Origin of the sequence: Meiothermus sp. Pnk-1, from assembly GCF_003226535.1 — a bacterium.
Classification (GTDB): domain Bacteria; phylum Deinococcota; class Deinococci; order Deinococcales; family Thermaceae; genus Allomeiothermus.
This window is the reverse complement of record NZ_QKOB01000004.1, coordinates 67,325-91,231: the sequence shown is the minus strand read 5'-3', so window position 1 is coordinate 91,231 and position 23,907 is coordinate 67,325. Positions and strand designations below refer to the sequence as shown.

Genomic DNA, 23,907 nt, shown 5'->3' with positions numbered 1-23,907 from the left:
ATTAGCCCCGGTGGGATTGCCAAACTTTGACAGTTCTCTCCGCCAGTTGCAGTATCGCAACCTGATCGGCTACCTGCACGTTGTTCTTGAGCATGGGCTGGTTCTCAGGAGCCTGCATGGCGGTGGCGAGGTCATCGGCGTTCATAGCCTCAACTTGTATCCCTTGGAGTGCTGTCGCGAAGCCGCTGGCCTCGAGCAGCCCTTGGAAGGCCCGAGGGAGGTCTTCCGGCCTCACCCCGAAGCACCCAGCAACCTCTGTGTAGACTGCTGCATTGCCCTGAAGGTTCCAGGGCAGAGCGGCCTCGAGCGCCACGGTGACGGCGATGCCATGGGGGATGTGATAGAGCGTTCCGAGCGCATGACCGATGTTGTGAGCGATGCCCGTGCCACAGTTATCAATAGCCATGCCTGCTAAAAGTGCAGCTTCCTGCATACCCTGGCGGGCTACCAAGTTTCCGGGTTCACGCACCGCAGTGGGGAGATACCTGATCACCAGCCGGATCGCATGAAGCGCGATGCCTTTCGAGATAGGATTTCTTCGCTGTCCAGTGGCGGCCTCGAGGGCGTGCACCAAAGCGTCTAGCCCCGTCGAGGCGGTGACCCAAGCAGGCATGGTAGCGCTGACCGCCGGGTCTAGAATCACCACGTCGGGCAGAAGTTCATCGCCCCAGGTCCACATCTTGCGTCCCTCGGCATCACTGACGATGCAGGTACGGGTTACCTCGGAACCGGTACCGGCGGTAGTAGGGATCGCGATGATCGGTCTGTGCCCGCCCCAGGGGTTGGCGCAGAGCAGGTAGTGCTCGATAGGGTAATGGGCAGCAATCACTCCCCCAACCTGCTTGGCCGTATCAAGCGTGGAACCTCCCCCCACCCCGATTACTACGGGCTCCGTAAGACCACGGGCCATTGTGGCTGCTTCGTTGACTACTTTTACGGTAGGCTCGCCGGGCGGTACCAGATAGGTGGCTGAGGGGATGCCGCCCAGAGCCCGCTGGAGGTGCTCGAGGTACCCCCCCCTGGCCACGGCTCCATCTACCACGAAGGCAACACTTTTACCGCTCAGCCCTCTGACTAAAGTACCCAACCCCTTGACCATCTCACCGCCTACCAAGATGCGCGGTACTCTTCCCAGTTCGTACGCAGTCATCACTCAAAATCTCCTAGCAACCGGCAAACCAAACATAGTCTGCACTTAGCTTGAATAGATCCCAGAAGATGCGAACTTTTTGTTTGATCTAGCCCCTCACTTCTGGCATCCAGCGTCGCTTGCTACTTACCATCGCTGCTCTGGTGGGGTTGTTCACCACTCTCAAGTCCCATCGTCATGGAGTGCGCCTTCTGGCCCTCGCTTCTCAGTGCAGCTCCACCCAGGTGGTTTTGAGCTCGGTCACCTTGTCGAAAGCGTGTAGACTCTTGTCGCGCCCATGGCCGGACTGTTTGTAGCCACCAAAGGGGGCATTGATGGAGGTGTGGTCGAATGCGTTGATCCAGACAGTGCCGGCCCGCAATTGACGGGCGACCAGGTGGGCCTGGGTGATGTCGCGGCACCAAACAGCCGCAGCCAGACCGTACTCGGAATCATTGGCGATAGCAACGGCCTCCTCTAACTCGTCGTATTCAATGGCTACCAGTACTGGCCCGAAGATCTCCTCTCTTGCTACTCGCATGTCGTTATGCACGTTCTCGAGCACAGTGGGCTCGAGAAACCAGCCCCCGGTTTCTTGAAGGATCTGCCTACCCCCGAAAGCAACTCTGGCCCCTTCCTGCTGCCCGAGTTCGATATAGTACTTCACCCGGTCACAGTGTTCAGCGCTGATTAGAGCGCCGAGTTCGGTAGTGGGCTCGAGAGGATCACCAGGGTAAAGACGCCTGGCCCATGGCCGCATCAGCTCAAAGAGCTGGTCCTTGATGCTGCGATGGACGATAAGCCGCGAACCTGCGTTACAGGTCTGGCCCATGTTGTACCAGATGGCATAGGCCACATACATAGCGGCCTTCTCGAGGTCTGCATCCTTGGTGACGATGTGCGGGCTCTTGCCCCCCAGCTCGAGTCCTACCCGCTTGAGGTTGGAGCGAGCGCTATATTCCAGGAATTTCCTGCCAACCTCAGTAGAGCCGGTAAAAAGTACCGCGTCGATGTCAGGGTGCAGACCAATAGCCTGTCCCGCCTCGGGGCCCAGACCAGGTACGACGTTAAAGACCCCATCGGGGATGCCAGCCTGCTGCGCCAGCTCGGCTAGCTTGAGCGCGGAGAGCGTGGACTGCTCGGCAGGTTTGAGGATGAGCGAGTTACCTGCTGCCAGCGCCGGGCCAATCTTCCAGCTGCTAATAATGAGCGGGTAGTTCCATGGCACCACCGCCGCCACCACTCCTATGGGCTCGCGGGTGACCAGCACCAAGCTGCTGGGACCATTGGGAGCCACCTCGTCGTAAAGCTTGTCGATACACTCGGCGTACCATTGGATGGCACTGGCACATGAGGGAACATCCACACTGACGCTTTCTTTAATAGGCTTGCCGGTATCTAGGGTTTCCAGCAGGGCGAGTTCCTCCAGGTGTTCGCGGATGAGCTGGGACCAGCGCAGCAAGATAGCCTTGCGCTCGGTCGGTTTGAGATCACGCCAGATCCCCGAATCGAAAGCTCTTCGGGCAACCTGAACCGCTTTGTCAACATCTGCCGCATCACAGGCGGCTATTTGAGTGATGAGCTGGCCGGTAGCCGGGTTATAGGTAGGAAAGGTTCTGCCCGATAAGGCATCCACGAATTTCCCGCCGATAAAGGCCTGGTTGCGCGGCTGGAGACTTTGTGCCAGGCTGCGCCAGTTGGTCTGCATTACTACACTCATGTTGGCTTCCTCCTGAGTACTCGCTGCTATAACAGTGGTTCACCGGTAAAACATCGTTCCAAGTTGGCGACAAGATTTTTTCAGATCTTTAAGTCAGATCTTCTAGGGCGGTGTGGCCGCAAGGTTGATAGCTCGCTTCTCTACGAAGCGGCGTACATAGTCGTTGGCCGGGCTCATGAGAATCTCCTGTGGACTCCCCACCTGCACGAGCTGGCCATGGTAGAGAATGGCGATGCGGTTGCCAAGGCGCAAAGCTTCGTCAAGGTCGTGGGTGATAAAAATTATGGTTTTGTGCAGGTCTTTTTGTAGCTGCAATAGCTGCTCTTGCATATCGCTGCGGATAAGGGGATCCAGTGCGCTGAAGGCCTCATCCATGAGCACAATGTCAGTGTTGGCGGCAAGAGCACGGGCCAGCCCCACCCGTTGGCGCATCCCCCCCGAGAGTTCGTCGGGGTACTTTTGTTCATAGCCTGCGAGGCCTACTCGCTCAAGCCATTCCCACCCCACAGCCAGGGCAGTCTCCCGCTTCTCGCCACGGGTGATGAGGGCGAAGGCGGCATTTTCCAGAGCAGTCTTGTGCGGCAGTAGACCGAAGCCCTGGAAGACCATGCTGACCTTGTGCCGTCGCAACTCCTGCAAACCCCGGGCGTTGAGTTTGGTTATGTCCTGCCCGTCAATGAGAATCTCACCTGCACTGGGGCGAATCAGCCCATTGAAGTGCCGTACCAGGGTGGACTTCCCTGATCCCGAAAGCCCCATAATCACGAAGATCTGCCCCGCAGGAATGGAGAGGGTCACATTCTGAAGACCTACCGTGCACCCGGTGCGCCGGAGTACCTCCTCCTTGCTTAAGCCCTGCTGGGCTAGTCGTAGCGCTTCCTTCTCCCGCGCTCCGAAGATCTTGTAAACGCCTTTGACCTCGACTTTGTTCATGCTTCTTCCCCAGGCTTGGCGCGCCGGACCAGGCTGGGTAGGCCCCCACCCCGGTACAGCAGGCGGCGGCGCTGCCGGGCGTCCATCCCGTAGGCTTGGGTGATACGGTCGATAACGATCGCCAACAATACGATCGCTACTCCTCCTTGCAACCCGGTGCCGATCTCGAGATTGGCGATTCCTTGGTTGACCGTCTCGCCCAGGCCCCGCGCTCCAATCAAGGTGGCCAAGACCACCATAGCCAGCGCCATCATCACAGTCTGGTTGATGCCAGCCATAATGCTGGGTCGAGCTAGCGGCAGTTGTACGTTGAGCAATAGCTGCAGCGGAGTAGTCCCAAAAGAGGTGGCGGCCTCTACCACCTCGCGATCGACCTGCCGTATCCCCAGGTCAGTGAGTCGGATCAGGGGCGGCAGGGCATAGACCACAATGGCGAAAATAGCCGAGACCTGACCCACGCCCCAAAGGAAGATCATGGGGATTAGATAGACGAAGCTGGGCATAGTCTGCATCACGTCGAGTATCGGCAATGTAACCGCCCGCAACCCATTGCTGCGCGCAACCAGGATTCCTATCGGGATCCCTATCACCACGCACATGGCTGTCGATACCAGCATCAAGGCTGTGGTCGACATCAGTTTGTCCCATAACCCGAAGCAACCCACTAAATACAAGCACAGCACGAATGCGAGGCTGGGCAGCCAACGGCGGGTAGCGTGGAAAGCGATCAGGCCCACCACCAGCAATACCAGCCAGGGCGGCGCGCTGCGCAGAAGGTTCTCTAGCGGCACCAAGAACCCTTGCAACAGAACGTGCTTGATGGCATCGAAGATGAAGCCATAGCTCCGGACGAACTCGCGAAAGGCTGCCTCCACCGGGGCAAAACTGATGTTGATGAACATGTTCACCTTTTGCGGGTAGCCAGGGCTATCGGCTACCCGCGGTTAGCGTTGCTATTTCAGGCTAGCCTGCACCTTGGCTGCCACATCTGCCGGAACCCACTTGGTCCACATAGCCTGCTGCTCTACCAGAAACTCTCTGGCTACTTGAGCAACCGGCTTTTTAGCGTCGCTGATCTCGGAGATCACCTTGTTGAAGAAAGCTAACGGGAACTGCACCTTCGTGAGCAGCGCATTGATCGCGTCGTTCGCGGGCAGAGTGTTGGAGACTCCAAACCTGAGGTTGGTAGATGGGGTGGCAGAGCCGCAGGGCTTGGGATTTTTCTCATCGATAAGGGTCTTATAGCAGGCCTCATTGTATTTTGGCTCTTCAAGGCGAACAAAGTCATAGCGTGCCATGAAGCCAGTAGGGGCCCAGTAATAGAAAAGGATGGGTTGACCCTTCTCATAAGCACCCGCTATGGCAGCGTCGAGACCTGCACCGTTGCCTGGCTTAAAGTTGACAAAATCCTTATCCAGACCGTAGGCGACGAGTTTCTGGTTGTTGGTCTTTTCACAGGCCCAACCCACCGGACAGTTGTAGAAACGGCCCATGTTAGGGCGCTCATCGTCCTTGAAGAGGGATTTGTACTTGATCAGATCTGTCACGCTCTTTAAGTCAGGGGCCATTGGCTTGATGTTACGCTTAGGGTCGCCTTTGACCACATAAGCAGGCACGTACCAGCCTTCCACCGTACCGCCATCGAGAATATCCCCCACCAGGCGTACCTTGCCCTCGGCGATTCCCTTGTTGACGATCGCGCTGACTCCCTCCCACTGCTCGCCCCAAATCTGAATGTCGCCCGCGACCAACGCCGTCTCAGTCACCGCCGTACTGCCCGGCACTACCTCGGTCTTGCAACCATAGCCCTTTTCGAGGATGTAGCGCACTACCTCGGTGGTAAACTGGCCGCTTTCCCAGGTAATCCCGGCAAGCTTCACGGGCTTTCCTGAGGCACAGTAGGCCGAAGTGCTCTGGGCTTGGGCCAGCGTCGCAATTGCCACCACTGTGGCCAATACCCCTAGGGCTTTCTGTATAGCTCTCTTCATAGCTTTCCTCCACTGGTGACTGTTCCAAGGACTCTTTGGGCGGGCTCGCTCCAGCCCAGCCGGGCAGAGATCTCCTTAGCACCCCATAACAGATACCGCAGGGCCTGCTCACGCCGTTCGGGTTCAGGCTCCTCGGTGGCCATGCACACACTCAACGCAGCCACAGCATTCCCCGAGCCGTCTCGGATTGGCGCGCTCACACAACAAAGATTGCGAGTCCCCTCCTGCCGGGTGGCGGCATAGCCCCGTTCGCGTACCCGTAAGAGTTCCTTGCGAAGTTCATGGCGGGAGGTGATGGTGTAGGGCGTTAGAGCAGGCAGTTGCTCTTCACCGTAGAGCTGGAAGAACCGAGATTCCGGCAATTCCGAGAGCAGAACCTTCCCCACTGCAGTGGCGTGAGCGGGAACCCGTCGCCCTACAAAGGTGGCCGGGCGAATCAGTTTGGTGCAGTCAGCTTTGGCGATGAAGATTACTTCTTTGCCCTCAAGTTGGGCCATCTGTACAGTCTCATCAATCTCCTGCACAATATTAACGGCCACCCGCTGAAAGATCTGTACTATGTCAAGCTGGCGAGAATACGCTGCACTGAACTCGAGCACTCTAGGCCCTAATCGGTACACTCCACTCTCCATCTCTACCAGCCGCTCAGCACACAAAGAGTTAAGCGCACGATAGACCGAAGCTTTGGGTACTTCAGCCCGTCGGCTAATCTCAGAGAGGGTGAGGGGCTGGCTCGAGTCGGCCAGAACATCCAGAATGCGAACCGCTACGTGGATTGCAGGTGTCAAGGGCTGGTTTGGCATGAAGGCTACCTTTTCGTATATGAAACGCCGGTTTACTTTTGGTACAAACGGAGTTTATATAGTTTTTCAAGTGAGAAACATGAGTGAGGTCGGAGCTATGTATACCAAACCTTGGTCAAATATTGGGAAGGGCGCATAATCACGTCCCTGTCTTGCTTACTCTCTTTGTTTTGCCCCCGTCTACTATACTCCCCTCTTAGAGAAAGGGGGGTGGGGGGCTATAATCCCCCGGAACTTCAGTCCGGGTCACGCCCAACGGGCGTACATTTGAGTTGGACATAACATGGTGGGTGGCGGATGTGCGGCAAAATCCCCTTGGGGACAACGTTCCCCATGCACCTTGAAGTGTGGAGTAGGGTTCCATCGGATAGTTCGAGGGGTGAAACTCCCAACGAACACCTGGGACATCCGCCCCAACAAGGCAGAACTAGAAGCATTGCCATACGCCTGCCGATACGGCGACAAGGTCTACCCAGCCATCGCCGCGGAACTACGCCGCTTGGCCTGGACGGGGTCTGCGGGGATGGGCAGGGCAAGGTCGATAAGAACCGCGAAGCCGTGAGGAGCCGTCACGTAGGGTAAGTTCGCACAATCTACATACAGCGAACTTTTCCGGCTAGACTGAGGGGGTCATGGAGAGCGCAACCCCCCTCAAGCTGGTCGAAGTGCGCGGTAAGAAAACGAAAGCGAACTCTGAACTTGAAGCGGTGATCCGGGAGACCGCCAAGCTCTGGCGCAAGGCCCACCTGGACTATGACCAGAGCAAGTATGTGGTCGAGCGGGTGCGCCGGATGCTGGACCTCGCCCCGCCTGCGCAGCGCCGCCGGGTGGTGGAGCGGCTCTCCCCCGAAGCGGTGAGCCGTCTGCTGGAAGCGGCGTATCGCCTGAACGCCAGGAGGCCGGTCTACGGCCTGATGCTGAAGACGCTCTTCTACACCGGGTGCCGGGTCAGCGAGTTCGTCTTTCTCCGGGCCCAGGACCTCCACCTCGACGGGGAGGCCCCCCACCTCTACGTCCACAAGGCCAAAAAGGACTCAGTGCGCTACGTCCCGATCCTGCCCGCCCTGGCCCAGGAGCTTCGGGTCCACCTGGCGGGGCGTACCCGGGGCTACCTCTTCGAGTCCAACCGCCACCAGCGCTACTCCCCCCGGGCCATCCAGAAGCTCATCCAGGCCGCCGCGAAGGAGGCGGGCCTCGAGCGGCGGGTCTACCCGCACCTGCTCAGGCACTCGGTGGCGCAGATCCTCCTCGACCGGGGGATGCCCCTCGAGCAGCTCCAGAAGTTCCTGGGGCACCAGGACCCCAAGACCACCCAGATCTACGCCGAGAGTTCCTTGGCGAGCGTGGGGGAGAGCTACCGGCGGGTGTTCACGAAGAGGTGAACGACAGGAGAGTCATAGAGGGATGACACCCTTCCAGGTACACGTGACCGAAAGCTTCTACTAAGGGGCTATACCTTGTGTGCTATCAAGCAATCAGTCGATCAAGAAGGGCGCCAATCTGCCATGCTTCTGGTCCTGTCAGCCACACACCCAGCTCGTGATTCGACACGAGACCACCCATAGTAAAGTTGGCCGAGCCAACTATGGCGTTATCACGGTCAACCACCAGCACCTTCATATGCAAGCAGCCAGTGGGGGAGTCAGGGAATTCGAACACCCTTTGATCTTCAGACAGCCTCTTCAAGGCTGTCTGCACTTTTGAATGCTGAGCTGAGATTGCGCGGGTTATGATGGTTATCCCGACACCTGTTCTTCCTATGTGGACAAGATTCTCCAGAATCCGCACAAATGACGGGTCGAAACTGTAAGCGGCAATCTGAATCTCTGACCTGGCGGCCCCGATCAGTTCCTCAATGACCGGCTCGAAGGAACGTACTCCCGCGCCTACAAGACGGTCACCAGTGGCGAGGATGGCTTTGAGTGGCATCTCAGGCCTCAGGGTAGGTTATCAAGAAGAACGTTGCGATCCAGCCATAGATTCCGCTGTTCGCAACTTGTTTCAGAGATGAGCGAGCAGGCATAACAGGCAGCGCCGGAGTGCTTACCCAGAATGAAGTGGTGCTCACGACATAGCGGATCCGCTGAGCAGGTTTCCCCCATTGATATTGCCGAGGCCAGAATATGCTCAAATCTGGGTACAAGGGCGATCAATCCACCGAGAGTTCCGTCTGAACCATATCCTGATGTGTATAGAAGGATGCCGCCGCATGCCTGACCGGTCGCCTCATTTACCTCAAGGTAGATACGCTCACGGATGGATGCAAGGCTGTATCCAGATTCCACCGATAATGCTCGCACAAGCAGGTGGGAAAGCGTGTGCCACCAGACGAAGACCGGATGCAATGCGTTGCGTCCATGGTTTCCCGGATGAATGCCGGCCAGGTCAGGTAACCGCCCCGCTTCCTCAAAGCCCTCCTGCCATTTTCCTGCAGAGGCCCCCCGGAGAGGAGGGTGCCATCCGTCCCCGTCAGCAGTCAGGAAGATGCCCTCTCCCATTGCCTTATACCCTGGAAGCCAGGTCTGCCCTTCGAAGCTGGAATCGATGGGGACGAACTTCCCGGGTATGCCTTCAAGAGCCGGACCAACAGCCCTCCTGTATCCGATCTGAACAGTTACCGAGTGAAGCTTCTCGACGGGAGCCACCCTGAACCGTATGCTGCCCCGGGCGCCCGGAACCACCCTTACCCGTGCCGGATTGATTTCCAGCAGTGATACGGGCTTCGGTCCTGTCGGACCTGTCGTCACTTTCGGAGGCACTCCCTGCACAGCCCCGACCCGAAAGGCGCGAAACTCGTCCAGAAGTATTCGTTGCATGTCGGGAGCGGGATGATGGGTGAGGAGATCGCGGACGGCAGACCTGATGGCCCCGAAGTCCTGCTGCTGTATGTATTCAATTTCGTCATCCCGCAGCCCACCCGGCCCTTTCGGGCAGGCACTTCCGAGCCACTGCTGGAATTCCTGTTCTGCAGGGTCTTCTAAACGCTGCTGTGATCGATTCAGCCGTCCCAGCATCGCGAGGGCGCTCTCCAGGCTTTCCCTCACTCTCGGCCGGCCCAGGAGCTGGTGCAGCCGGGTCTCCAGTGGCGGTACGGTGATGAAGGTGAGCAGTTCTGGAATACGAAGGCTTGTGGCCTGTCGCTGAATGATCCAGGCCCGCTGGCTGCAGCCACTCCTCTGAGGACCACTATCGAGCTGCTCGCGCTCTGGATAGCGGCCTGAACACGGCCAAGGACGGTTGTACGCCTCCCCGAGGCTGATCTGCTGGTGACAGCGCGGGCACCTGATCAGCGTGGCGCTCAGGCTGCTTCCCTGGTTGCGCCACAGGAAGTACTCCGGTGCAGCCTCCTCCGTGCATGGTTTCTTCGAATGGACCAGGAGATTCCAGTTCACCTCATCAAGGTGTCCTTCAGGGCAGGCCATCACGAAACGGATGGCCTCGATGCGACGTGATTGTTCACCGGATTTCTCACAATCAGGGCAGGCTCGGGGATAAAGAATGGAGTGCTTCACGCAGAGCTTCCACACCGGGAAAGCCCTGGTTCGATAGAGGGGCCTGTGCGCTGGACGGCCCAGCATCGCATTTGAAGGCACCCGAAAAACACGGCGGTCACCCAGAATGGTCTTTAGATGTGGCGTGTCCAGGGCAAATCTATCCGGGTCCACACCTTGAGGGAAGAGTCCGTGCTGAGCAAGGGGCACCAGCCGCGGGCCCCCTGTGGTTTCCACAATGGCTCCGGGCCCGAGCTGCAGAATGAGCTGTGAAAGGCGTACCTCCTGATATCTGGGCATCAGCTGTCTCCTCCCGTATCAATGCTGATGGTTTCCTCAACTTCCCGGAGGGATTGCGGGGCATTTTCATAGACCACTGGCAGTCCGGCTCCCTGGTGTGCAGGATCCCCAAGGACCACTGGATGTCTGGGTGGATCATAGGGCGAGTACTCCCAGTACTTCAATCCATCCTGGCTGCGGGCGATCATCCTCCAGCGATCGAGTTCTGAAGCTGCAAATAACTGCGCATCTCCCGGCAGCGGCCTCCGCAGTTCTGGCTGGGTCTGTCCACGCGCTTCGATAATTCGCGGGGGATCGGAGATGTCAGCACGAACCAGTGGATCGGAAGATTTTATGTACCCCGGGTTGTTTTTCCAGCGAGCGCTGGTCTGGCGCCTGTTGATCAGCAGCGCCACCATAACCGGCCCCACCGCAAGATCCAGAGCCCCCGGAGAGAAGGGCATGACGGTCACCGGTTCAACGTGCCGATAGATCTGTCGGTGATAACCACAGAAAAATTCGTAGTGGCTCAGGTCGCGAGGCCGACTGGCTCGCAAAAACGTCAGCACCAGGGCTGCACGGGCGCGACCAACACGTCCGGCAGCCTGGATATAGGAGGATGTTGTCTTCGGCTGTCCATGCACCACCATCAGGGAGAGCCGTGAAACATCCACACCCGTTCCGAACATGGAGGTGGCCAGCAGGGCATCCGGTGACTCAGAACCACTTCTGCTCAGACGCTCCAGAATCGCTGGCAGGTCAGTGGAATCTTCACGGCTTGAAAGCTCAAGGATGCCATCCTCATCGAACGGTCGGGGACTTTCTCCCCGTCTGTCCGCCAGGGTCTGCAGATGCAGCTTGATATCCTGGCGGGTGAGGGCACGCACGCCTGCGAGCTCCCGTACCGCATTGAAATAGCCTGCCAGCGTTTTGAAGTAGTCGAAGTCCGGGTCGCCAGAGCGCACATGAGCTGCCTGGAGCAGAATCGACCATAACCTGTAGAGCGGCTTGAGCGGACCGGTGCCGGGTGCGGCAAGGCCAACGAACAGCTGACCTGGCCGCGATTCATCGAGTGGGTGGGGTTCGGCAGTGCGCAGGAAGAAACGGTCATCCACCTCGAGTCCGCGAGGCGGAAAGACCGCCAGCCTGCGGTTGAATATAGCCTGGATCTGGCTGCCCGCCTCTCGCACCGTCGCCGATGAGGATATGTATTTCGCAGGATAGCCCTGATTGCAGGCAAGGGTATCAATAGCGATCTCATACAGCCCGACCATACTGCCCAGGGGTCCCTCCAGCAGATGGAGTTCATCCTGAAGAATGAGCTCTGGTGGGTCGAGGGGCTGACAGGCTGTGCCGAGGTCAGCCATGGCCGAGCACTCTTCGCGGTCCAGTGTGTAACCATCCCAGGGGTGGTAATAACCCACGTTTCCGAACAGACGCGCTGCACGGGGCTCAAAGGCCAGGCGGGCGAACTTATCCACGGTTGCAATGAGTAAAGACGGAGGGTGAGCGTACAGCTGCTCATCGACGGTCTGAGCAGGAATGGGAACACGTGAAGCAGCCAGGGTTGAGCCCCGGGCCTGCCACGGGGGGATGACCCGGCGGAGTCTGCCAGCGCCGGAATGGGGGAGCCTGACCTCGACTGTTCCGATACGTGTGTGCTGATATCCCCCATTCAGTCCTTTGCGTGCAATTCCTGTGGACTTAAGAAAGTATGAGTCATCAGCCGGGGCGCTCTCGCACCAGAGTGTCCTGCCCAGGGGGCAGTCAGGGTCAGGGCACCAGATCTCAAAATCCACCGGGATCTCCGCGCCTCCTGACTTGATGTTGCGCCGTGTCCTGGCAAAGTACCCGGGTCGTGCGGCGCTGAGAGGGCAGAGAGTAAGTGTCCGCCCCGGGCCGTTCTTCCACCAGGCATCAAACGCTGCCTGGGTAAGGGATCGTGTCAGGGTGAAATCCAGAGTAAGGACAGTGTGGTTCGAGGGTAAGGCGGTAGAGGTGCATGTCAGGCTGCTGGCCTCGCGCATCCTGTGGATATGCGGCAGATGCTGGTCCACCTCGTCCTTTGACTGCCTGAGGACAAGGTGGACTCGATGTTTACCGGCGGGAAGACCCCGTCTGGGAAGGGCAAGCAGCGCGTCGCATGCAGGGCAGTTGAGCACCTGGGCTGGCTCCCCCTGACCATACTCCCCGCGCAAAATGCTGATCGCTCCGCGCTGGTCACGGAAATCGTTAAGTCGATTGGGGGTCAGTCCTCCGCCGACCCACAGTCCGATGGAAAAGCGTGCTGTTCCCCAGATGAAGTTCGAGGTGTCCGTGCAACCCTCCGGTCTCCACCCTGCCTGCCCCCTCTCGAGTCCCTGGACGCGCAGGAACTCGCAGGCCGTAACCATCGCCAGGGCGCGGCGGTACTGCTGGAGGGTAAGCAGCTTGAGGGTATATCGCGAGATTACGGCTGTACCCGCACCCGAATGGCCTCCACTATTCTGGCGCAGGGCACGCCGCCTTCTATAAGCCATGGTGAACGCAGCCATGGCAAGATATGCCTCGGTCTTCCCGCCTCCGGTGGGAACCCACAGCAGATCACAGACGGTTCTGTCGTCGGATCCAGGGTTCACCACCGACTCCAGGATCGAGAGCATGAACCCGAGCTGGAAGGGTCGCCAGCGCAAAGTGCCAGCCCCACCCGGCTGTTTCCAGGAAGCCTGCTGCCACATCACCCGGTTGGCAAAGCAGAAGGCCAGGCGGGCATCCGGATCGCTGCGCAGCACCTCGAGGCCGCGCCTCATCCTGTGCAGCACCTGCTTCGCCTCTTCGAGAAGCTCCTGGGCGGCTGTTGCATCCCGTCCCTCGAATGCCACAGCCCGGGCAGAACACTCATCAATCCACTTCTCATAACCGTGCACCAGGGGCTCGAGCATGGGTACCAGATGCTGGACTTCGCACGAGCGTGAGAGCACAGCGGCGTCGAGTTCCGGAGCCCGCCCGTACCTTTCCTCCCATTCCCAGCTCGGAGCCTGCAGAGCATACATCGGTATGAACTCGGAACGAACATCCGGAGCCAGGAATCGCTCACGGTCATGCTCATCGAGAAGTTCGCCATCAGGCCAGGTAAAACTGGTTTTCCTGCCTGGACTGCCGAAGGGTCGCTCGGGGTCTATCTCACGCCAGATAGCGGAGCACAGGTGGCCGCGTGCATAGGCCGGACGGTTTCGATAGAGAAATTCGAGCCTGCCCTCCTCTGCTTCCCCCTGCGAACGCATGGGCATGAGGCGGATACGTTCCCCCAGCAGTATCCGTACTGAGGGTTGATAGATGCACTCTGCTGCCGAAAGCACTTCTTTGTCGGCCGGCGGTATGCGATTGACGAGCTGCAGCCATATCCTTACCCCCTCACCCTCCCGGATGAGGCGAAGGTGAAGCGAAAGCTCGCTTGTCGTCTGCCTTTCCGAGCTTGCGCGGCCGGATTCATCCAGCCACAGCGTTAACCCGTTGCTCACCTCAACCGAATCGGCGATCCAGACACGGGGCCGGCGGCTCCAGTTACGACGGCCGCCCTGGTTGATTTCGAAGTAACGTGCCCAGGTCACGCAGAAACTCAGTTTGAGGGGCAGGGCCCCCGCCACCTCAAAAGAGAGGCCAAGCACCGAGGGACGGCTCTTCGGATCAAGAGCCGGTGAAAAGACCGGGGCGACAGAGTCTAGGTCACCGTCCCGATCCTCCTCACCGGCTTCGGAATCTTCCTCAGGGGTCTCCGCCTCGGTGTCCAGGTCGCGAATCTGAGCAGTGAGGTCTGCAGGTTGCAAAACGCCAGTGATGTACTCGCCCAGCGGACTTTCGTCCAGGGTTTCCCTCACCCCTTTCCTGGGGCCGAGAAGATCACACACAACTTCCGATACAAGTTCACTTCGCAGTGGCATACTGGCTCCCATAAAGACAGATGGATTGCAGCGGGCATCGATGACACGCAGGCATGGCGGGGGTGCAGATAAGAGCCGCAAGGTCGAGCAGGGCGAGGTTGAATAGCCTCGGTCGGTCTCTGTCCAGCAGCTCTGCCATTATTGTGCGAAATTTTCTGCTTTTGCGTGAAGACTCCTGAACATCCAGCCGGAAAAGCCTGCCAAGCACGCGTACGGTGTTGGTATCCAGGATTGGCTCGGGCCGATCAAAGGCGAAACAGGACGTTGCGGCAGCAATGTACAGGCCGATCCCGGGCAGTGTCCTGAGCATTTCCACGCTGGCGGGAATGTCACCGCCAAAACGACTTACCACTTCCCGTGCCATCTCAAGTAGTAGGGGTACCCGCCAGTGCAGACCCAGTGACCGGAGCAGGTCAGCCAGGTCTTCAAGCTGGGCTGCGGCCAGGGCGTGGACGGTAGGGTAGCGCTCCAGAACCCTGTGGTAGATCGGCACCACCTGGTCAGCTCGTGTGCGGTGGAGCAGCACCTCAGCGAGCAGTATGTGGTAGGGTTCCCGGGTCTCCCTCCAGGGATAGACCCTCAGGTTGTCGCGACCCCATTCAATAAGGGTCTCCCGAAGCTGATGGATGGTGCTGCTAGAGTTCATACAGGAGTTCCCGCATGACCCTGGCTGCCACGCTGGAGAACACAGGGCTCACGGCGTCCGCCACCATCTGATAGCGATGCTTCATACCCATGGGTTCAGGGAAGCGGAATTCTTTGTCAAAACCCATGATCGACATGGCCTCTCTAACCGAGATGACCCTCTGAGGTATCCCGTGGCCATTCCCGGCGTAGGGATGGAGGATATAGGTCTTCATCACGCTGCCAAATGAGGGAGCGGGGCGATCGGGGTCCAGCCTGTACCAGCCAAAGCGATTCTCCGAGTATTTGTCGAGGTAGTTGTTGATGGTTCTGAAGTTCGGCCAGTGGTGGTCAGCCATTTCTCCATAGCCCAGCGGCAGCAGGTATTCCAGGGCCTGGGCTACCGTCTGGGCGGGAGCCCGGTGGTTATCGAGTCGCTCAAAGAACTCCTTTGCGAGGTTTACCCGCCGCCCCCGGCGAAAGCCCACCACGAAGAACCGTTGGCGGGAAGTAGCGGCCCCGAAGTCGGAGTAACGGATCGGCCCGGATTCAATCCAGTACAGTCTCGCCAGTGAGTTTTTCCAGCGCAGGAAGGTGGCGTCGGTGCTGACGGGGAGGACATTCTCCATCAAAAAAGCCTCTGGCTGCAGCTTCCTTACGTAGCGGAAGTAGCTTTCGAGCAATGCATAGTCTCTGTGAGCTTGCCGGTAACGATCCGGTCGCCGGTTAACGTTACTCCAGGGCCGACAGGGTGGCCCTCCCGTGACCACCAGTGGCTCAACTGATAAGGGACGGGAAACCTGCCCCTGAAGGGAAAGATCTTTCACTTCCGCTTTGCCGATGGCGTTGAGTTCCAGGATCTCTCCTACCCGGCGGTAGCTGTCATAACCGGTGACCTCAAAGCCGTTTCTGGCGAATCCCAGCGCCAGGCCACCCATGCCACAAAAAAGATCGATGACCTTCATAGCATCTGTACCCAGAATAACCTTATCTTCCACCTAAAACTCAGCTACTGAATAGCGATTGGTTCTGGCATCACGACCAGAAGTTTAGGACGAATAAGGGCGGTTGGACGGTACCCGGTAATGGCGGTATCAGGGGATACCAAAGCAGGGCATGAAGGGGTAGGGTGCCCTCTACCCACCCCCCTTCCGCACACTCTCCCCCTCCGCGTTGAGCCGGATGACCTCCGGTAGAGGCTTACCCTCCGCAACGGCCCTGGGCAGCCCCTTCAGCCGGTCCAGCACCTTGAAGGGGATGAAGCGGTGCTCCCCCTCCACGATCACCCGGGGGTAGGTGTAGAGCTCCCGCCCGATCCCCCAGGCGGTGGCGGCTCTTTTCAAAGCCCCGCTGATCCCCCCCTTGAAGGGCTCCATGTCGCTGGCCCCGCTCCCGTCCTGCTTCTCCACCCACTCCCCGGTCTCGGGGTTACGGATGGCGATGCTGGCGATGACCCCGTGCTCGGACCCTACCTGGGCCGGGGTGTAGCGCACGCTCCAGCCGAAGGCCCCAAAGGCCCGGTCCAGGCGGGTCATGACCGCCCTCGCGTCGATGTAGGGGGCCAGGGTGGTCTGGCCGTTCTTGCTGGCGATGACCTTCCACTCGATCTCATCGCTGGTCAGGGGTGCCGTCAGGATTTCCAATGGGTTCATGTTGCTTCCTCCTTTCGCTCAAAGAAGCGGGGCGGCTTTTGCCGCCCCCGGGTTGGGGCGTCAGGCCCCCTTCTCAGCCAGGGCCCGCAGCCGGTCTTCGTCCGGGCAGGCAAACAGGCTCTCGGCCTGCTCCCCTACCGCCACCACCACGTAGCGGCGGCTATCGGGCAGCACCACCGCCAGTTCGCTCAGGCCGTGATCCGGGGCTTCGGGCAGGTAGGAAAGCTCAAGCCGACCCACCTTCTTCAAAAACCGCTTCGCCTTCATCGCACACCTCCCCTCGCTCTGCCACATATCCGCTACCGCCGCACACCCTGCACCGCGCTATCCGCTCGCGGGGCAGGTAGTTGCCGAAAGAAGTGTAGTGCTTCACAAAAGCGAGACCACCTAAGATGGTGGCAAGCCGAGGTGAAGTATGGGAAAGCTCAAGCCAAAGGAACGCAGCGTGGAAGAAAAGGTAACCATCGTGTTGAGCTTGCTGCGGGGTGAGGCTAGCGCGGCTGAGTTGTGCCGCAGGTATGGCACCACCGAGAACAGCCTCAACAAGTGGAAGGAACGCTTTCTGGAAGGAGGTAAAGCCGGTCTGGCAGGGCGCAAAGATGAGGGGTTGACTGCCCTGGAGACGGAGAACCGCCAGCTCAAGGAGGCCCTGGCCGAAACGGTGCTGAAGCTGGAGATCCAAAAAAAACTCAAGGGTCTTTGAGTGAGGGCAGCCTGAGCTTCGAGCGGATGGAGCAAGTGCGAGGAGAGTTGGGATTGGGGGTGAATCGTTTCTTGAAACTGGCTGGGATAGCCAAGGCCACCTACTACCGCCGAAAACAGGGTAGCCAGGCCCGTTCTTGCCCAGCGCAGCAACAGATCGTCCAGGAGGTGAGTAACTACGCCGAACAACATCCCCGCTATGGCTACCGCCGAGTGTGGGCCTTGTTGGCCCGGGAGGGCATCTCGGCCAGCCCCAGCACGGTCTATCGCCTGATGAAGCGCTTTGGGCAGCTGCAACAAAGCCCTAGACGCAGGGGTTACCGCTACAGCCCACCCCCACGACCCGAGCGTATGGGTTTGACCGTGGGTTTGGACTTTACCAGGTGGGGTAAAGCCAGGCTTTGCAACGTGATCGAGTATCAGAGCCGCTACTGCCTGGCGGCAGTAGCCACCCTGACCGAAGATGCCCAGGCGGCGAGCAATGCCCTGAGCCAAGCCATTCTTCAGGCTGAGCAGCTCAAGCTCCCCACTCAAGGCATCGAGGTCAAGAGCGACCAGGGCACAGCTTTCAAGGCCAACGCCTTCACCGAGTTTCTGGAGGCTAGCTGCTGTGGTCAAACCTTATCTGCGGTAGGTAAGCCCCAGGGCATGGGTCGAGTAGAACGCTTTCACCGCACCCTCAAGGAGGAATACTTACAGTACGAGGAGGTGGAGAGTCTGGATGAGCTAAATAGAGTGCTGGAAAGCTTCCGCGAGGATTACAACACCCGGCGTCCGCACCAGGCGTTGGATTACAAGACCCCACTGGAGGTTATCCGGTCAGCTCAGGAAACTGGTATCGTTTAGGTGAAGCACTACAAAGCGCTGAAGTAGCTTCCTGCGATGTACTCGACGTAGCCGTTGCCCTGACAGTCTGGACAGAGTTCTTCACGCATTTCAATCACCTCGAAAAAAAGCGGGGCGGCTCCTGCCGCCCCCCCTTTCAGCCCCCGGACCCGAGGTCCTCGAGCCTCAGCACCTCCTCCTTACCCCCCAAACGGGCAACGATGCACGAGAAAGCCTCCCGCGCTTTTTCCGGGGTATCCAGGAACGTGGTGTAGTAGCGCTCCCCGTAGTAGAAGTACAGCGCGTCCCCTTTCTGCTCGATCCTGCTCAGCTGGTCGGTGTTGTACAGCCGGTCCTTGTGTTGGATCCACATAGCTCCTCCTTCAGGCGGCTTTGGCCTGGACTTCTTTTCGGGCCTTGTGCTCGGCCCGCTCCAGCAGCACCGCCGCCAGCAGGTGCTTGCAGGTGTTCCCCTTGCCCGCGTCCGGGCAGGTGCAGGTGCCGGCCTCGAGGTCCACCAGGTAATGCTCGCTCCCCCGCACCACGTACACCTGGGGCAGCCCCTCCACCCGGTGAATCCGACCCTCCAGCAGGAGGGCCTCGGCCCGCTCCAACCGGTTGATAAAGCCTGTGATCCTCTCTATTTTGTTCACGCCCTCCTCCTTTCACCAAAAGAGCTGGGGCGGCACCCGCCGCCCCCTGGCCTCTATCTGCCCCGTTCGTCCTGGTTCTCGTACTCCTCAAGGAACTGCCGGGTTAGCTCGACCTCCCTCATCTCGGCCCGCTCGATGGAAAGGACTTCCTCGACCTCCAGCAGGCGGGCCTCGAGCCGGGCCTTCTCTTCCGCCAGGCTTAGCTTCCCCTCCTTTGCCAGTTCAAACCGCGCCCTGGCGGTTTCGGCTCGGGCCCTGGCCCAGATCAGTCGTTCTTCAGCAGCCTCGAGGGCCCGGTACGCCTCCTGCAGGGTGCTGCGGGCCTGGGCTTCGCGCTCCTCAGCGTTTTTACCACCGATGGCTCCCGAGAGCAGCGCCCGGGCCCGGGCGAGTTCCAGCGCCTCCTTAGCACGGTTGCGTTCGATCTGGGCCCCGGCCAGTTCCTCCAGATGCCGTTCAAGCTCTTCCATCACGCTCACGTTCATGCCGCTTCCTCCTCAAAAGTTTCATCGTGGTCCACACCCCCGGTGCCCAAGCACACCGGGCATTCCGCTACCCGCTCGCTCGGCAGGTAGTTGCCGAACGAGGCGCTGTAGTAGCCGGGGCCGCCCACATGGATCAGGTAGCCATCCCCACCGCACTCCGGGCAGACTTCTTCTTGCATATCCCACCTCGGAAGGGGAAAGGGGGCGGCTTCTGCCGCCCCCTGGACCCATGACCTATCGGAATACTGGGCTATTTCAGATACTGAAGCCCGAAACCCACTGCGCCGACTCCAGCCGCCGCCACTCCTCGGGGCTGAGTGCGTAGCGGCAGGACAGCCGGTAGTAGCTCCCCTCGGGGATGAGGGCCCAGCGGGGCAGCCAGACCACCCCTGCCGGGGTTCCTAACGCGACCACCCTGCCCGTCTCCCGTACCACCTTGCAGTGGGCCACCGCACCGCCGATGAGGACGCTGATCTCTCGCATATGCACCTCGGAAGAAGGAAGGGGGCGCTAACGCCCCCTGGTGGTGTAGATGCCCGAGCCTTCCTGGATGGGCTTGCCGGGTGGGTAGCCTTTGAGCGGGCCGTGGAAGCTGAACGGTGGTGCGAACGGGATAATCCCGTGCTGGTGCATCTGCCCTAGCCACTCGGCGGGGTCTTTATCGGGCTGCTTGGGCCATTCGACGTAGAAAACCGCCCCTGCTCGGGTCTTGACCTGCCACACCTCGCGTCCCAAAGCCCACATAGGGTCAACGGGATAGCCCAAGCCCTCTACCAACTGACACGCTTTGATCCAGTCCAGCAGGTTGCCGTCTGAACTGAGCGTCACCGAGTCGGCTTTGAAGAACTCGCTGTGGTACTTCAGGAGCACCAGCACCGCCTGCACCGCCAGGTCGTAGGGCCGGTACTGGGTCTTGCAGCAGTTGAAGAGGCCCTGTTCTGTTTCCAGGTAGTCCTTGGGGTTGGTGTCCAGCCAGAAAGTTTCGTAATCATCGGGTGCAACCCCATTGAACTCCACCGTTTCAGGCCCCAGGATGGGCTTCCCCGTCCCGTCCGGCCCAACCAGGGGCGGTAGCTTCGCTAGCAGTTGCTTCAGGTCGTTGGCTACCAACGGCAGGGCCTCGCCTACCGCCCGCATATCCTTTACGTGCCAGTAGTGTGTGTACCCCATACCTCCTCCTAGAGCGTGTACAGCCTGACCCGCTCGCCAAAACCCTCCAGGGGCGCAAGCGCCCCCAGCACCGCCTCCGGCTCCAACCCCCCCAACCCAATGCCGGGGAAGGCCAGGTGAACTTTGAAGGTGGGGTGCTCGGCCAGCCACGCCGCCAGCCGCCGCGCGCTGTAGCCGATGAGCTCGAGGTCGGCCCCCTGCCGGAAGTCCAGCTTGGTCTGGAAGGCCCCGTACAGGCGGTCCTCCAGCCGCACGGCCACGAAGCCGTAGCGCCAGTACCGCCCCGCCCGCACCCCCTCCCGCTCGATCCGGTGGGCCAGGGCTTGCCGCAAGCAGGGGTACTCTTCGGCCAGTGCCAGCGCAGCCCCGGCCCCCATGACCAGCCCGACAGGGGTGATGGCCCCGTTGGTGGAGGCCACCACCACCCCCGCCGGGTCGGAGAGCCCTCTGAGGAAGTTGCCTTTGATGACCTTCATGCCCTTGCTCCTGATGGATTTTTCTTGCCCCCTCGAAACATCTGGATACGGCATAAGGGGGCAAGAAACCTACCATCCCCGCATGACCTCTATGGCCTGGTCCAGACGATCCAGCAACCGATCCAGCTGTGCCCGGCGCTCCCTGAACTCCCCCATCAGTACCCGGAAACGCTCCGGGGCGATCATCCCCTCCGGTGGGCTCCAGCCCTTGCCGAGGTAGTGCTCCTGCTTCTTCCCCTCCCGGTGCTCCACCAGGTAGGGGTAGGGGCCGTGCAGCGCTCCCCGAGTGCAGCGGCATTTGTCCTTGCCGCAGGTCTTCTTCTTCCAGACAACCCGCATGGGGATCAGGCCCTCCAGCCGGGCCTGGGCCTGCTCGAGGTCGCGCTCGGCCTCCTGGATGCGCCCCAGCAGCCCCTCCAGCGCCCGCACCGCCCGCGCCCGCTCTTGCCCCAGGTCTATGCTCATACCCACCTCCAGGGGGGCAAGATCAGGCTGCTTTGGCCTGACCCTGCCGCAGCCGCCGGTAGAGCTCCCGAAGGGCCTCGGAGACCCGCCCGCTGGCGGTCACCCCGAACTCGCCCTCCCCCTCGATCCAGCCGTAGTACAGGTGTTCCTGCAAAAGCTCGAGCAGCGCCCTGGCCTCTTTCTCGGAAAGCTGCACCTGCATTACTCCTCCTTCAGCGCTGCCCGCAGCCGGGCCCCACGTGTGCCCATCCGCTTGTGCCTCTGGTCGCCGTGGGTCTGGGTGGGCCGACCCATCCCCCACTCGTGGCCCCTTGCGAACCTGAGCTTTTGCTTCTTCGCCATTGCGATCACCTCAACCAAAAAAAGGGGGAGGCTTCCGCCTCCCCCTGGTCCCTGCTTTCTTCTGTTCTCGCCACCCCATCGGGGGGCGGACCTCCGCCCCCCTACCCTGGGGGTGACGAGATTCCCCTCGGTGTACGGGCTACGCCCGTCCCGATAGGGGATCGTCCCGCGAGCCCACTCCGCCTTGCAACCCCGGTTGCTCCCGTGGGAAGGAGTCCAGGGCAGGCGGCATCGCGAGGGCGTCGCCCGGCAGGGATGCCAGCCCTACCGGCCAGTGCGTCGAGGTTTACCGACGCTGGGCTTCTCTCTCCCGGTCTACCTCCTGCCCTTCCCTAGGGGGCGGCTCCTGCCGCCCCCTGGTGCTCCTCTGCTACCACTCCGAGGGCAGATCGGGACCCCCGAAGTCCTCCCACTCCTTGGCCTCGAGCCAGTCCGGGTCGTCGGAGGGCGTCTCGAGTCCCTGTGGGGGGAAGAGGGGCACGGCGGGGTCGTCCAGCCGGGGGACGTCGAAGCGGCAGCCCCACACCTCCACGTACTCCCCGTCCCCCGCCCACACGAAGAGGTGGGGCCACTCCGAGGCTTCCTCCTCCAGGCCGAGGCTCTCCAGCACCGCCCGGCGGTCCTGCGAGTCGCTCACGAGCAGGTAGCGCCCGTCCTCGAGGTCGCCCACCCGCACCCCCTCCTCCCACGGCCGGAGGAGCTCCAGGTCTTCGGGGGCGCAGTACCAGACCCTCCCCCCGTGGCGGAAGGCCCAGCTGCCCTCCTCGAGTTCCGAGGGGTAGGGGAGGGGCCGGGCTTCTCCCAGGCTGCCCGATAGGGGGTCGCTTCCCTGTTCTCTTTTCCAGCGGGCTACGTGGCTCACGTTTACCTCCTGCACGAAGGACAGGGGGCGGTTGCCCGCCCCCTGGTTCTAGGCCGCTTCCGCCTGGGCTGGCCGGGCCCCCTCGAGGGCCACCAGCATCTCCCTGGCGGTCTGGCTGATCCGCTCGAGCGAACGTTCCAGGTCTTCCACTGTGCCCTGCCAGTGCAGGATGTAGTCGCGGCTGCCCTTCACCTCGAGCCCCAGCCCCCGCCCCACCGCGTAGGCGGTGGCCTCGGCCTCGAGCTCCTCCACCTCCGCCGGGCGCTTCACCCCGTCGAAGTGCAGCCGGGTGTGCGCCCACTCGTGCAGCAGGGTCTCGGCTTTTGCGGTGGGGGAGAGCATCGCGGAGATGACGATCCGCTTGCCGTTGGTGTAGCCCATCGCGCCGCCGGTCAGCCGCTCCTCCACCGGCACCGGGCACCTCGAGCAGAGCCGGCCGTAAACTTCCGCCCTTTCGGGCGTGTCCTGCGGGGACTCGAGGGGCTTCCCCTCGGTCTGAGCGATGTCGAAGACGTAGGCGGTGTGGAAGCCCACCAGCCGCCGTTCTTCCCGCACCTCGCCGGTCCCCTCGTCCAGAACCTCCACCTTCTTGAGGGTGGGAGCCAGGATCGCGATGGCCCGCTCCCCCTTCTTCACCCGCCGCCCCAGTTCGTTCCAGCGCTTGATCCCCGCCACCAGCGTGGCGCCGGGGCGCTGCATCTGGATCAGCACCACGTTGCGGGCGCTGTACTGGTGGAAGCGGCCCATCCCCTCCAGGAAGGAGAGGAAGTCCCCGGTGTGCCCCTCCCGAAGCCCCCTCTCGAGTTCTTCGAGCCAGCCCTTGACCTTCTCCATGAGCGCGTCGGCTTTCATGCTGGCCTCCTCGCCCAAAGAAGGGGGGCGGCTTCTGCCGCCCCCTGGTTGTTCTGCTATATACCGCTACCACTCGCCGGGCAGTTCCGGCCCCTCGAAGTCCTCCCACTCCTTGAGTTCCAGCGACCCCTCCCGAATCCACGCTTCCAGCTGATCGGGGGCTTCAAAGGCCGCCAGGATTTTCTGGAACTCCTCGGGGGAGAGGTACTGCCAGGTCGGGCCTTCCAGCCGCTCCGGGTGACGGAAGACTACCGTGCTGGCTACCCCGTCGGTGCGGCTCCACTCGATCCAGTATGTGGTCATCCGCTCCAGCCCCTGCGGAGCCAGCAGCCGTTCCCGCACTTCCCGGGCCACGATCTCGAGGGCGTTGGTCACACTGGTGCCCCCGTGGTCGGCCTGGTCGCGCAACACCACCAGGACGTTCAGCCCCTGCCGGTACACGTCCACATCGCACCAGGCATGGCCCTGCCAGAAGTTGGGGTAGGGGAACCTGGGATAAGAGAGAACCTTCATCGCCACCTCCAAAAAAAGAACCC

29 protein-coding genes are annotated in these 23,907 nt (G+C 60.7%); 3 read left to right on the top strand and 26 right to left on the bottom strand.

Annotated features, from left to right (window positions below; all coding sequences use genetic code 11):
• Window position 1 precedes the first annotated feature (1 nt).
• The 6 genes from DNA98_RS07640 to DNA98_RS07615 all read right to left on the bottom strand — a co-directional run bounded on the left by DNA98_RS07640 (window position 2) and on the right by DNA98_RS07615 (window position 6,573).
• The gene (locus tag DNA98_RS07640) at window positions 2-1,150 is read right to left on the bottom strand and encodes an iron-containing alcohol dehydrogenase (protein WP_110528585.1); all 1,149 of its coding nucleotides are present in this window, start codon (window positions 1,148-1,150) and stop codon (window positions 2-4) included.
• A 205-nt stretch (window positions 1,151-1,355) separates the two neighbouring features.
• On the bottom strand, window positions 1,356-2,849 hold the full coding sequence (locus DNA98_RS07635) for an aldehyde dehydrogenase (protein WP_110528582.1): 1,494 nt from the start codon (window positions 2,847-2,849) through the stop codon (window positions 1,356-1,358).
• A gap of 102 nt (window positions 2,850-2,951) precedes the next feature.
• A complete protein-coding gene (locus tag DNA98_RS07630) occupies window positions 2,952-3,782 on the bottom strand; it encodes a glycine betaine/L-proline ABC transporter ATP-binding protein (RefSeq protein ID WP_110528579.1) in 831 nt (276 codons plus the stop codon).
• Window positions 3,779-4,684 (bottom strand): proline/glycine betaine ABC transporter permease, encoded by a 906-nt coding sequence (locus DNA98_RS07625; RefSeq protein WP_110528576.1) that lies wholly within the window; start codon window positions 4,682-4,684, stop codon window positions 3,779-3,781. Before DNA98_RS07625 ends, DNA98_RS07630 begins: the two co-directional genes overlap by 4 nt.
• A gap of 51 nt (window positions 4,685-4,735) precedes the next feature.
• On the bottom strand, window positions 4,736-5,770 hold the full coding sequence (locus DNA98_RS07620) for an ABC transporter substrate-binding protein (protein WP_110528573.1): 1,035 nt from the start codon (window positions 5,768-5,770) through the stop codon (window positions 4,736-4,738).
• Window positions 5,767-6,573: an IclR family transcriptional regulator gene (locus DNA98_RS07615; protein WP_110528570.1), complete on the bottom strand. Its 807-nt coding sequence runs from the start codon at window positions 6,571-6,573 to the stop codon at window positions 5,767-5,769. Before DNA98_RS07615 ends, DNA98_RS07620 begins: the two co-directional genes overlap by 4 nt.
• Window positions 6,574-7,205: 632 nt before the next feature.
• Between DNA98_RS07615 and DNA98_RS07610 the strand changes: the two genes are divergently transcribed.
• Window positions 7,206-7,955 carry a tyrosine-type recombinase/integrase gene (locus DNA98_RS07610; RefSeq protein ID WP_110528567.1) on the top strand — a complete coding sequence of 250 codons (750 nt, stop codon included), beginning with the start codon at window positions 7,206-7,208 and terminating at the stop codon, window positions 7,953-7,955.
• An 85-nt stretch (window positions 7,956-8,040) separates the two neighbouring features.
• On the opposite strand, the gene DNA98_RS07605 is transcribed toward DNA98_RS07610, so the two are convergent.
• From DNA98_RS07605 to DNA98_RS07575, 7 genes are all read right to left on the bottom strand, one after another.
• Window positions 8,041-8,502, bottom strand: coding sequence for a phospholipase D family protein (locus tag DNA98_RS07605; RefSeq protein WP_110528564.1), 462 nt, complete (start codon window positions 8,500-8,502; stop codon window positions 8,041-8,043).
• Between the two features lie 8 nt (window positions 8,503-8,510).
• Window positions 8,511-10,364, bottom strand: coding sequence for a DUF1998 domain-containing protein (gene drmB / locus DNA98_RS07600; RefSeq protein WP_110528561.1), 1,854 nt, complete (start codon window positions 10,362-10,364; stop codon window positions 8,511-8,513).
• On the bottom strand, window positions 10,364-14,263 hold the full coding sequence (gene drmA, locus DNA98_RS07595; protein ID WP_158531620.1) for a DISARM system helicase DrmA: 3,900 nt from the start codon (window positions 14,261-14,263) through the stop codon (window positions 10,364-10,366). Before drmA ends, drmB begins: the two co-directional genes overlap by 1 nt.
• Window positions 14,247-14,909 carry a DNA-binding protein gene (locus tag DNA98_RS07590; protein WP_110528555.1) on the bottom strand — a complete coding sequence of 221 codons (663 nt, stop codon included), beginning with the start codon at window positions 14,907-14,909 and terminating at the stop codon, window positions 14,247-14,249. Before DNA98_RS07590 ends, drmA begins: the two co-directional genes overlap by 17 nt.
• Window positions 14,899-15,852, bottom strand: coding sequence for a DNA cytosine methyltransferase (locus DNA98_RS07585; RefSeq protein ID WP_110528552.1), 954 nt, complete (start codon window positions 15,850-15,852; stop codon window positions 14,899-14,901). Before DNA98_RS07585 ends, DNA98_RS07590 begins: the two co-directional genes overlap by 11 nt.
• A 171-nt stretch (window positions 15,853-16,023) precedes the next feature.
• Window positions 16,024-16,539, bottom strand: coding sequence for a Rad52/Rad22 family DNA repair protein (locus DNA98_RS07580; protein WP_110528549.1), 516 nt, complete (start codon window positions 16,537-16,539; stop codon window positions 16,024-16,026).
• 60 nt (window positions 16,540-16,599) lie between these two features.
• On the bottom strand, window positions 16,600-16,806 hold the full coding sequence (locus DNA98_RS07575; RefSeq protein ID WP_110528546.1) for a hypothetical protein: 207 nt from the start codon (window positions 16,804-16,806) through the stop codon (window positions 16,600-16,602).
• 148 nt (window positions 16,807-16,954) lie between these two features.
• Here DNA98_RS07575 and DNA98_RS07565 point away from each other — a divergent pair, with 148 nt between their 5' ends.
• Window positions 16,955-17,242, top strand: a complete 288-nt coding sequence (locus DNA98_RS07565) for a transposase (protein ID WP_110528544.1) — start codon at window positions 16,955-16,957, stop codon at window positions 17,240-17,242.
• A complete protein-coding gene (locus tag DNA98_RS07560; protein ID WP_110528541.1) occupies window positions 17,239-18,087 on the top strand; it encodes an IS3 family transposase in 849 nt (282 codons plus the stop codon). The genes DNA98_RS07565 and DNA98_RS07560 overlap by 4 nt, the downstream gene beginning before the upstream one ends.
• Window positions 18,088-18,223: 136 nt before the next feature.
• Here DNA98_RS07560 and DNA98_RS07550 read toward each other — a convergent pair whose 3' ends face one another.
• The 13 genes from DNA98_RS07550 to DNA98_RS07495 form a co-directional block, all read right to left on the bottom strand.
• Window positions 18,224-18,439: a hypothetical protein gene (locus tag DNA98_RS07550; protein ID WP_110528538.1), complete on the bottom strand. Its 216-nt coding sequence runs from the start codon at window positions 18,437-18,439 to the stop codon at window positions 18,224-18,226.
• 10 nt (window positions 18,440-18,449) lie between these two features.
• Window positions 18,450-18,719: an SWIM zinc finger family protein gene (locus DNA98_RS07545; RefSeq protein ID WP_110528536.1), complete on the bottom strand. Its 270-nt coding sequence runs from the start codon at window positions 18,717-18,719 to the stop codon at window positions 18,450-18,452.
• A gap of 53 nt (window positions 18,720-18,772) precedes the next feature.
• Window positions 18,773-19,204: a hypothetical protein gene (locus DNA98_RS17905; RefSeq protein ID WP_199489366.1), complete on the bottom strand. Its 432-nt coding sequence runs from the start codon at window positions 19,202-19,204 to the stop codon at window positions 18,773-18,775.
• Window positions 19,201-19,383: a molecular chaperone DnaJ gene (locus DNA98_RS07535; protein ID WP_110528533.1), complete on the bottom strand. Its 183-nt coding sequence runs from the start codon at window positions 19,381-19,383 to the stop codon at window positions 19,201-19,203. Before DNA98_RS07535 ends, DNA98_RS17905 begins: the two co-directional genes overlap by 4 nt.
• A gap of 76 nt (window positions 19,384-19,459) precedes the next feature.
• Window positions 19,460-19,687: a hypothetical protein gene (locus DNA98_RS07530; RefSeq protein WP_110528530.1), complete on the bottom strand. Its 228-nt coding sequence runs from the start codon at window positions 19,685-19,687 to the stop codon at window positions 19,460-19,462.
• Window positions 19,688-19,714: 27 nt separating this feature from the next.
• Window positions 19,715-20,374, bottom strand: a complete 660-nt coding sequence (locus DNA98_RS07525) for a hypothetical protein (RefSeq protein ID WP_146237987.1) — start codon at window positions 20,372-20,374, stop codon at window positions 19,715-19,717.
• Between the two features lie 8 nt (window positions 20,375-20,382).
• Window positions 20,383-20,850, bottom strand: coding sequence for a hypothetical protein (locus tag DNA98_RS07520; RefSeq protein ID WP_110528525.1), 468 nt, complete (start codon window positions 20,848-20,850; stop codon window positions 20,383-20,385).
• Between the two features lie 69 nt (window positions 20,851-20,919).
• The gene (locus tag DNA98_RS07515; RefSeq protein WP_110528521.1) at window positions 20,920-21,315 is read right to left on the bottom strand and encodes a DUF6788 family protein; all 396 of its coding nucleotides are present in this window, start codon (window positions 21,313-21,315) and stop codon (window positions 20,920-20,922) included.
• Window positions 21,316-21,337: 22 nt separating this feature from the next.
• Entirely contained in the window at window positions 21,338-21,517 is a 180-nt protein-coding gene (locus DNA98_RS07510) for a peptidylprolyl isomerase (RefSeq protein ID WP_110528518.1), read from the bottom strand.
• Window positions 21,517-21,657, bottom strand: a complete 141-nt coding sequence (locus DNA98_RS17770; RefSeq protein WP_158531619.1) for a hypothetical protein — start codon at window positions 21,655-21,657, stop codon at window positions 21,517-21,519. The genes DNA98_RS07510 and DNA98_RS17770 overlap by 1 nt, the downstream gene beginning before the upstream one ends.
• Window positions 21,658-22,027: 370 nt before the next feature.
• Complete coding sequence (locus DNA98_RS17665) at window positions 22,028-22,519, bottom strand: hypothetical protein (protein ID WP_146237986.1); 492 nt, start codon at window positions 22,517-22,519, stop codon at window positions 22,028-22,030.
• 48 nt (window positions 22,520-22,567) lie between these two features.
• Window positions 22,568-23,371, bottom strand: coding sequence for an ArdC-like ssDNA-binding domain-containing protein (locus DNA98_RS07500; protein WP_110528974.1), 804 nt, complete (start codon window positions 23,369-23,371; stop codon window positions 22,568-22,570).
• Between the two features lie 66 nt (window positions 23,372-23,437).
• Window positions 23,438-23,884: a hypothetical protein gene (locus DNA98_RS07495; protein WP_110528512.1), complete on the bottom strand. Its 447-nt coding sequence runs from the start codon at window positions 23,882-23,884 to the stop codon at window positions 23,438-23,440.
• Window positions 23,885-23,907 lie beyond the last annotated feature (23 nt).